Source organism: Rhizobium aouanii (genome assembly GCF_037002925.1).
Classification (GTDB): Bacteria; Pseudomonadota; Alphaproteobacteria; order Rhizobiales; family Rhizobiaceae; genus Rhizobium; species Rhizobium aouanii.
In genome coordinates this window covers 227168-235060 of sequence record NZ_JBAMYD010000013.1, presented here as the reverse complement: position 1 = coordinate 235060, position 7893 = coordinate 227168, and the positions used below count along the sequence as shown (strand labels likewise).

Sequence of the window (7893 nt, the reverse complement as noted above, 5' to 3'; positions counted from 1 at the left end):
GTTTCGGGAGCCCATAATTTCAGAGCCTTCCGATGACGGTACGAAACCGGCTTTCTGCAACGACCTATCGAGAAGCTTTATAGTCCCTTAGTAGGTTTCCCTCAACGGCCAATTGGCCCGGCTTAGACCGCCTTTCGGCTGCTGGATTTAGGCTGAAGTACCCGCCCCACCTCATCAATAGTGATGAGGCAAAATAAACGATCTCCACCCTTCCTCAAGGCGTCGCCAGGCTGCACACTAGGGAAGCGGCTTCGGACTTGTCGTCCGGCGTGCGAACAGACTCAAGGCAGTTGGACCAGCATCCCTTTAAGGATGTTTTGCAGGCGAGATATATAAATGAATTCATCGCACCGCGCCCCCCACGTGTTCTTTCGCGCGACGTTTGTCATCGGTGCACTCGCATTTCTTGCCGGAGCTGTGTCGCCAGCTCTCGCCGATAGCGTCCCCTTGACTCCGCAAACGAAAATCCGCCTGACGATCGTCCAATGGATGCAGTCCAAAGGACAATATGAACGCTGGGATGCGCTTGGCGGCGAATACACGGTCTCCGATGACGGCGCAGTCTTTCTGCCGTTTCTTGGATCCCTTTCGGTCAGCAATCTCGATAACACCGACCTCACAAGCGAGATTGCCAAGCGCCTGCAGGAAAAAATCGGATTGGTTCAGGCACCTGCGGTCACCATCGAAATTCTCGAATACCCGCCAATCTACGTCGTAGGAGACGTAACCAATCCCGGGGAATACAAATTCCGCCCTGGACTGACCGTCCTGCAATCACTAGCACTGGGCGGCGGCCCGTTCCGCGCCACAAGTCTGCAGCAATCGCAGACGATCAAACTCGCAGGCGAATTGCGGGAAATCGACCACTCCCTGCTGCGCAGCACTGCCAAATTAGCACGGCTCCAAGCAGAGATGACCGGGGCAAAGGAGATAACGTTCGATCGGACGCTCGGCGTCGATCAGCAATACGCCGCGGGAATATACAACGAGGAACGGGTCATTTTTCAGGCTCGCGCAAATGCGCTGGACAGGCAGTCGAAGGCGCTCACGGAATTGCGCGATCTTTTGAATAGTGAAGTCGGCATGCTGGGCGAGAAGGTGCAGGGCTCGGAGGACAATATCAAATCGATTGAGGACCAGCTGACCAGCGTCAAAACGCTGGTCACGAAAGGCCTCACCGTTTCGTCGCGTCAATTGGATCTGGAACGGTTGCTCACCACCTACCGCTCCAATCGGCTCGACCTTGTCACCGCCATCATGCGGGGCCGTCAGGCGATCAGTGAGACAACGCGAAATCTTGAGGGGCTCTATGATACGCGGCGAAGCGAAGTCGCTTCCGAATTGCAGTCGGAACAGGCACGTCTCGACCAGCTTAAATTGAAGCGCGAGATGACGCAAAAACTGCTTCTCGATGACCTCGCGGCAGGGGGGAGCTCGAATATCACAGACGAGGCGCTCCCGCTGACGTTTACGGTGAGCCGGCGAAGCGAAGGCCAAATCAGGCAGTTCCAGGCCTCCGAAACAACGGCACTGATCCCGGGTGATGTTGTGAGGGTCGTTCGGACCCGCATTGCGGATGGGGTGTCTCGGGCCGCCCCTGCCGACCTGCCGCGTGAAACTGAGACACACGCCAGTCAGGCAAGCCAGTGACCCGCGGATCATCGCGTGGCCGATGGGTTTCATCATCTTGGCGAAGCGTGCACAAACCATTTTCTTCTGGACGGAGGTGGCGGCCACGCTCGTGCATGTAGGGCTGGCATGGCACTTCGTATCGAAGTTCGGCACGCCAGGAGCCGGCATGGCATTTTTCGGCCTCTACGTCTGGCATAGCATCCTCATTTACGTGATCGTGCGGCGGCTTACCGGCTTCCGCGGATCCGCAGCCAACCGCAGGCACGTGCTGCTTTTCCTGCCTGCATCGGTGTTGGTATTCGTGGCGTTTTGGGCCTTGGCATTGTGGCCGGTGATCGGGATCGACGCCTTGGCCGTCGTTCTGACGGGGATCTACTCGCTTCGCATGCTGATCCAGCTTCTTCCACCCGAGGTGATGCCCGCAGTGATTAGAGGATGGATCGCGAAATTCGCCTAACAAAAATGCGCATCAAGGCGATGCGCATCAGGCCCTGCGGCACAACGAAGATTGCATCACGCAATCAGGAAATTACACAAGAGCGATGTCCCGATCGTGCTGTACGGCGGCGGGTAGGCTGGCGGCCTCAGCCAATGAGCTTCGAAGTGCTTCAACAACCCTGATGATGTCGAGATCCGTCATCTGCGCATAAAGCGGCAGAACTATCGTTTGCCGTTGCGCTGCCACGCCTCGCTTCAGACTTGTGGCAGCGCGATGAGAACTCTGGTCGGAATAGGCACCTTCCAGATGAATATTCATCACACCGCGCCGGGTCGAGATCCCTTGATCGAGCAATGCCTGCATGACCGTCCGCTGGTCGACGGCATCAGATAGTCTCACGCAAAAGCTCTGCCAGTTGCTGCGAGCCCAATGCGGCTCGACCGGTGAGATCCCAGGGATCGTAGACAGGCGCTCACAATATTGCGCAGCAAGCCGCCTCCGCTGTGCAATCAGCCCCGGCAACCGCCGCAACTGCTCCCTTCCGACGGCAGCCTGAAGGTCCGTCATACGGTAGTTGTAGCCCAATTCGTCATAGTCTTCGAAAATCACCTGTTTCGAGCCATGGCGAACAGCATCGGTAACGCTCATGCCATGCTGACGCCACAGCCGGAATTTCCGGTCATATTCGGGATTGGCAGTGGTCAGCATGCCACCATCACCTGTCGTGACGACCTTCCGGGGATGAAAGGAGAAACAGGCAATGTCACCATGCGACTTGCCGATCTTTTCCCAACGCCCATCCCACAGGATTTCGCTTCCCGTCGCGCATGCCGCATCTTCGATAACCGGGATCTGATGGCGCTTGCCGAGCTCCACGATCGAGCGGAGATCGCAGGGCATGCCAAGCTGATGCACACATAGGATTGCCTTAGTGCGAGGCGTGATGGCCGCTTCGATCAGGCTGGGGTCGATATTGTAACCATCTGCCTCGATATCGACGAAGACAGGCACCGCATTGCAGTATCGAACGGCGTTCGCGGTGGCGATGAACGAGTGACTGACCGTGATGACTTCATCGCCGTCACCGACATCGACCGCCATCAAGGCGAGATGCAGTGCGGTCGTGCAGTTTGAAACGGCGCAGGCATGTGCAGCGCCGACAAAGGCTGCGAATTCGCCCTCGAAGGCCGCGACTTCCGGTCCCTGCGTTACCCATCCTGACATAATGACGCGGCGCGCGGCCTCAGCCTCCTCTTCTCCGAGGACGGGCTTGGCGACCGGAATCGTTGATAGAGACGGGCTCATGCAGCTTGCCCTCCTGCCGCAGCGGTCTTCATCTGCCACCAGGCGACAAGGTCGCGAAGCCCTTGTTCCATCGATATTTCCGCTTTGAAGCCCAGGAGTTTCTCGGCCTTGCTGATATCGGCAAGACGACGGGTTACGCCGTTGACCGTGCGGGCTTCTTTGTGCTGCGGTTCGAGTGAGACCCCCATGATGCTGCTCAGCATCTGCGCAAGTTGCAGGAGGCTTATTTCCTCGCCGCTCGCGACATTGAACACTTCATCCGTGACATCGCTCTTCGCAGCCAGCAGGTTTGCCCGGGCGATGTCACGTGCATCGACGAAGTCCATCGTCTGGCTGCCGTCTCCATAGATGAGGGGTGGCATTCCGGTCGCCAGACGCTCCATCCAGCGGATCAACACTTCGGTATAGGCGCCGTAGACGTCCATCCGCGGCCCGTATACGTTGAAATAGCGCAGCGCCACATAGCGCAGGCCGTACATCTCCGCAAAGCTGCGAAGCAGCCCCTCGTTAAACGTCTTAGCCGCGCCATAGATCGTCCTGTTATTATAGGGATGATGCGCTTCGGTGGTCGGAAAGCTTTCGGCCAAGCCCAGAACAGAGGCTGAAGAGGCAGCGACGACCTTCGACACGCCTGCCTTTACGGCAGCTTCGAGAACGTTGAACGTGCCCTCGGCCAGCACATCGAAGGCAAGCCGTGGGTCTTCGGCGCATTGCGTGATGCGGATGGCCGCCTGGTGAAAGACGATGTCCACGCCCTCGAAGGTTTTCGCGAGCAACGCTCTGTCACGGATATCTCCCTCGATGATGTTGACGGACCCGCCAGCTATTGCCGTGCTGAGATTGTCCCGGCGTCCGCGCACGAAGTTGTCGAGGATGATAATCTCGCGCGGCTTCTCCAATGCGACGAGATCGGCGATATGCGACCCGATCAGGCCGGCTCCGCCGGTAATGAGTACCCGTTGATCTCTCACGATCTTCCTCCATGCGATATATCGAGCACAGGATCGGCTTCCGTGCGCCAGCGTATGAACTTCGCCGGCACGCCCGCTACGACTGAAAACGGTTCGACATCGGAGACAACGACTGCGCCCGCTCCAACGATCGCCCCCTTCCCGATGCTCACGCCGGGAAGAATTGTTGCGTTCGTTCCAATATCGGCCCATGCGCCGATGCGGACCGGCTTGATTTCGAGATCCGTGCGAATGATCGGCACATCCAGCGGCAGTGCGGTGTGGGTCGACCCAAGTACTTTGGCGCCAGGACCCCAGCCGACACAATCCTCGATAACCAGGTCGCGTGCGTCGAAATAGGCCATCGGGCCGATCCAGACATTGTCGCCGATCACGCAAGTGCCGTCGAAGCGTCCCTGGATATAGGCCTGGGCGCCGATGAACACGCCGTTGCCGATTTCAAACGTTTCCGGATGTTTGAAACCGGCGCCGCCAGCAACCTGCAGTCCCGTGCCGCAGCTCCGCGCGATCGCTTGCCAAATGGCTTTCCGCATCAGTGTGTCGACGACACCGTCGCCTGTGGCGAAACGACCGTAGAGGTCTATCAGGCCAGCGCGCCCGTATGATTGCCTGAGCTCTTCGACCAACCCAGTTTGGTAGTCAGGATCTGCCGGTCTTTCATGGCGACCATGGACCGCCTGCACCAGTCGAGCCTCGCCGGCGCGGTTAACTGACATAGGCGTACTCCAGCGCGGCGGCCACCTGGTCGACGTGTCGTACAGGCATCTCTGGATAGATCGGCAGCGAGAGGACCTCCCGTGCGGCGGCTTCCGAAACAGGGAAGTCCCCGGCCTGGTAACCAAGGTCGGCATGGGCTTTCTGCAGATGAACAGGGATGGGATAATGGAGCCCGGACGGAATGCCTTCCGCGCTGAGCAGACGTTGAAGCCCATCGCGATCGCGGCTTCTTATGGCATAGACATGATAGACGTGACGCCGGTCGGTTGCTTCGACGGGGGTCGTCAAAACCGTCGATCCGGCAAGCAGCGAAGAGTAGCGGCGCGCATGCGTGCGACGCGCCTCGGTCCAGGCTTCAAGGTGCCGGAGCTTGACACGCAGGATCGCGCCTTGAATGGCGTCCATGCGATAGTTAAAGCCCTTCAGCAGATGGTGATAGCGTTGCTCCTGACCCCAGTCTCGAAGCATGCGCATCGTCTTGGCCTGATCATCGTCATTGGTAACGACCATACCCCCCTCGCCGCAGGCGCCGAGGTTTTTGCCCGGATAGAAGCTGAAGCAACCGGATAGGCCGATACTGCCGGCGCGGTGGCCTTTGTATTGCGCCCCATGGGCCTGGCAGGCGTCTTCGATGACGGGTATCCCGTGGCGGTCGGCAATTGCCTTGATCGCGTCCATATCGGCCATTTGACCGTAGAGATGGACGGGAACAATGGCCTTGGTCCGGGGGGTAATCTTTGCCTCGACCTCAGCCGGATCCATCGTGAGTGTCACGGGCTCAACATCGACGAACACGGGTCGTGCGCCCGTGTAGCAGATCGCCGACACGGTTGCGACGAACGTGAATGGCACGGTAATGACCTCATCGACGGGACCAACGCCCGCCGCAAGCAGGGCAAGATGCAAGGCGCTCGTTCCGGTGTTGACGGCTATCGCATGCTTGGCGTTGCAATAGTCTGCGAATTCCTGCTCGAAATGCGCGACCTCGTCGCCCAATACGTACTGCCCCGAGGCGAGGACGCCGAGCACGGCGGCGTCGATCTCACCCTTGATTGATTGATATTGTGCCTTAATGTCTAGGAAGGGGATCATGCGATGCGCCTTGCCTCTTCGAGCTCGATGATGCGACCGCGCTGGGCTAACGACCGGCTTGCTGCTTCCAGAATGCGAACGACGCGCAGGCCGGCATGGCCGTCCGTAATGGGCCGCGAATTCTGCTCGATGCACTCGACGAACTGATCCAGTTCGCGTTTCAGTGCTTCGGTCATATCGAGCTTGGGCGCCCACATGTCGCCGCTGCGATAGCCAACCATCATCTGATGGACCTTCTCGCCGTAAGCCTGAGAATTGGGGTTCAGCGTGATGCCCTTGTCGTAGACCTTGATCTTTTCGCTGGGCTCCAGATCGTCGTAGACGACCATCTTGTTGCTGCCACCGATCAGCGTGCGGCGCACCTTGACCGGCGCCAGCCAATTGACGTGGATGTGTGCGATGAGCTTGCTTTCGAAGAAGAGCGTCAGATAGGCGATGTTTTCCGGCTCGCCGAGTACATGGCTCATGCCTGTCGCTGAAACAGCCACCGGCCTTTCCTGCACAACATGGTCCAGGATGGAGAGATCATGCACCGCGAGGTCCCAGATGACGCTGACATCATGCTGAAAGAGCCCCAAATTGACCCGAACCGAGTCATAATAATACATGTCGCCCAAGCCGTTCTCGACCAGTTCGCGCATCTTGCGGACGGCGCCGGTGTGGACGAAGGTATGATCCACCGCCAGCACGAGGCGTCGGCGTGTGGCCTCTTCGACCATCCGCGAGGCTTCCTCCGTCGTCGATGCCATCGGCTTTTCGACGAAGACATGCTTTCCGGCCATCATAGCCTGCATTGCGAGCTTGAAATGGGTGAAGACCGGCGTCGCGATAGCGATGGCATCCACTCTTGGATCACGCAGCACTTCCTCGAAATCATCGGTGATCGTCACGGCGGGGTAGCGGCTTTTGACAGCCGCCAACCGGTCAACATTGAGATCACAGACAGAAACGAGGTGCGCTCCGGCTGCCTCCGAGATGTTGCGAACCAGATTCGGCCCCCAATATCCATACCCAACAACAGCGATGCCGATCATCACATTCCCTCCAACGCGTGCATGTCGACTGGCCCGTCATTAACGCGACCGATCATCCTGGCCGGAACGCCAGCCACAATGGCGCCATCGGGCACATCCTTTGTTACAACCGCTCCGGCGCCGACCTGCGCAGCCTCTCCGATCGTGACGCCGGGCAGAATGGTGGCGTTGCTGCCGATCGACGCATAGCGCTTGACCAGGGTCGGGACGACAATCCAGTCGGCTTCCGTCTGAAGGCTGCTATCCGGATTGACGGCGCGCGGGTATATGTCATTCGTAAACATGACCCCGTGGCCTATGAAGACGCCGTCTTCCAGCGTCACGCCCTCACAGAGGAAGGAATGGCTGGAGATCTTGCAGCTTTTTCCGACTAGGACGTTTTTCTGAATCTCAACGAACGTGCCGATGCGCGTTCCCGCTCCGATCGTGCAGCCGTAGAGATTCACAAGATCTCGATGGTGGATGACGCTGCCTTCACCCAGCTTGACGTTTGATGCAATCATCCCTGCAAACTCCCTACTCCTAACAGGCCCGATTTTCAGTCAAACAAATAATCGTTCGATTGCGTCCAAGGTTTCACACCAACAGGGCAAATACTTCTCTCCATTCCAAAGAGAATTGTTTTCTTCATCTGAGTAAAGAAACAAAACGTTTAAGCTTATCCGCCGAAAGGCGTATCTCCTTAAGACGACTTACGCCCTGG

General features: G+C 58.2%; 7 protein-coding genes and 1 pseudogene. 2 read left to right on the top strand and 6 right to left on the bottom strand.

Annotated elements, in window-relative coordinates; all coding sequences use genetic code 11:
* Window positions 1-336 precede the first annotated feature (336 nt).
* Together V8P77_RS23135 and V8P77_RS23130 are read left to right on the top strand one after the other, a co-directional pair.
* Window positions 337-1650, top strand: a complete 1314-nt coding sequence (locus V8P77_RS23135; RefSeq protein ID WP_335914433.1) for a polysaccharide biosynthesis/export family protein — start codon at window positions 337-339, stop codon at window positions 1648-1650.
* A 4-nt stretch (window positions 1651-1654) separates the two neighbouring features.
* Window positions 1655-2089 (top strand): annotated as a pseudogene (locus V8P77_RS23130) (O-antigen translocase); the annotation flags it as partial.
* A gap of 72 nt (window positions 2090-2161) precedes the next feature.
* On the opposite strand, the gene V8P77_RS23125 reads toward V8P77_RS23130, so the two are convergent.
* Genes V8P77_RS23125 through V8P77_RS23100 form a run of 6 tightly spaced genes read right to left on the bottom strand, consistent with a single transcriptional unit; the run spans window position 2162 to window position 7693 of the window.
* Window positions 2162-3376, bottom strand: coding sequence for a DegT/DnrJ/EryC1/StrS family aminotransferase (locus tag V8P77_RS23125; RefSeq protein ID WP_335914432.1), 1215 nt, complete (start codon window positions 3374-3376; stop codon window positions 2162-2164).
* Window positions 3373-4347 (bottom strand): NAD-dependent epimerase/dehydratase family protein, encoded by a 975-nt coding sequence (locus V8P77_RS23120; protein ID WP_164047363.1) that lies wholly within the window; start codon window positions 4345-4347, stop codon window positions 3373-3375. The genes V8P77_RS23125 and V8P77_RS23120 overlap by 4 nt, the downstream gene beginning before the upstream one ends.
* The gene (locus V8P77_RS23115; protein ID WP_335914431.1) at window positions 4344-5063 is read right to left on the bottom strand and encodes an acyltransferase; all 720 of its coding nucleotides are present in this window, start codon (window positions 5061-5063) and stop codon (window positions 4344-4346) included. The genes V8P77_RS23120 and V8P77_RS23115 overlap by 4 nt, the downstream gene beginning before the upstream one ends.
* Window positions 5053-6156, bottom strand: a complete 1104-nt coding sequence (locus tag V8P77_RS23110; protein ID WP_335914430.1) for a DegT/DnrJ/EryC1/StrS family aminotransferase — start codon at window positions 6154-6156, stop codon at window positions 5053-5055. The genes V8P77_RS23115 and V8P77_RS23110 overlap by 11 nt, the downstream gene beginning before the upstream one ends.
* A complete protein-coding gene (locus tag V8P77_RS23105; protein ID WP_003549404.1) occupies window positions 6153-7190 on the bottom strand; it encodes a Gfo/Idh/MocA family protein in 1038 nt (345 codons plus the stop codon). The genes V8P77_RS23110 and V8P77_RS23105 overlap by 4 nt, the downstream gene beginning before the upstream one ends.
* Window positions 7190-7693, bottom strand: a complete 504-nt coding sequence (locus V8P77_RS23100) for an acyltransferase (protein ID WP_335914429.1) — start codon at window positions 7691-7693, stop codon at window positions 7190-7192. Before V8P77_RS23100 ends, V8P77_RS23105 begins: the two co-directional genes overlap by 1 nt.
* Window positions 7694-7893: the final 200 nt, after the last annotated feature.

Coding starts and splice junctions, on each gene's coding strand:
- V8P77_RS23135 (WP_335914433.1), top strand. CDS start 337: ATGAATTCATCGCACCGCGCCCCCCACGTGTTCTTTCGCGCGACGTTT.
- V8P77_RS23125 (WP_335914432.1), bottom strand. CDS start 3,376: ATGAGCCCGTCTCTATCAACGATTCCGGTCGCCAAGCCCGTCCTCGGA.
- V8P77_RS23115 (WP_335914431.1), bottom strand. CDS start 5,063: ATGTCAGTTAACCGCGCCGGCGAGGCTCGACTGGTGCAGGCGGTCCAT.
- V8P77_RS23110 (WP_335914430.1), bottom strand. CDS start 6,156: ATGATCCCCTTCCTAGACATTAAGGCACAATATCAATCAATCAAGGGT.
- V8P77_RS23105 (WP_003549404.1), bottom strand. CDS start 7,190: ATGATCGGCATCGCTGTTGTTGGGTATGGATATTGGGGGCCGAATCTG.
- V8P77_RS23100 (WP_335914429.1), bottom strand. CDS start 7,693: ATGATTGCATCAAACGTCAAGCTGGGTGAAGGCAGCGTCATCCACCAT.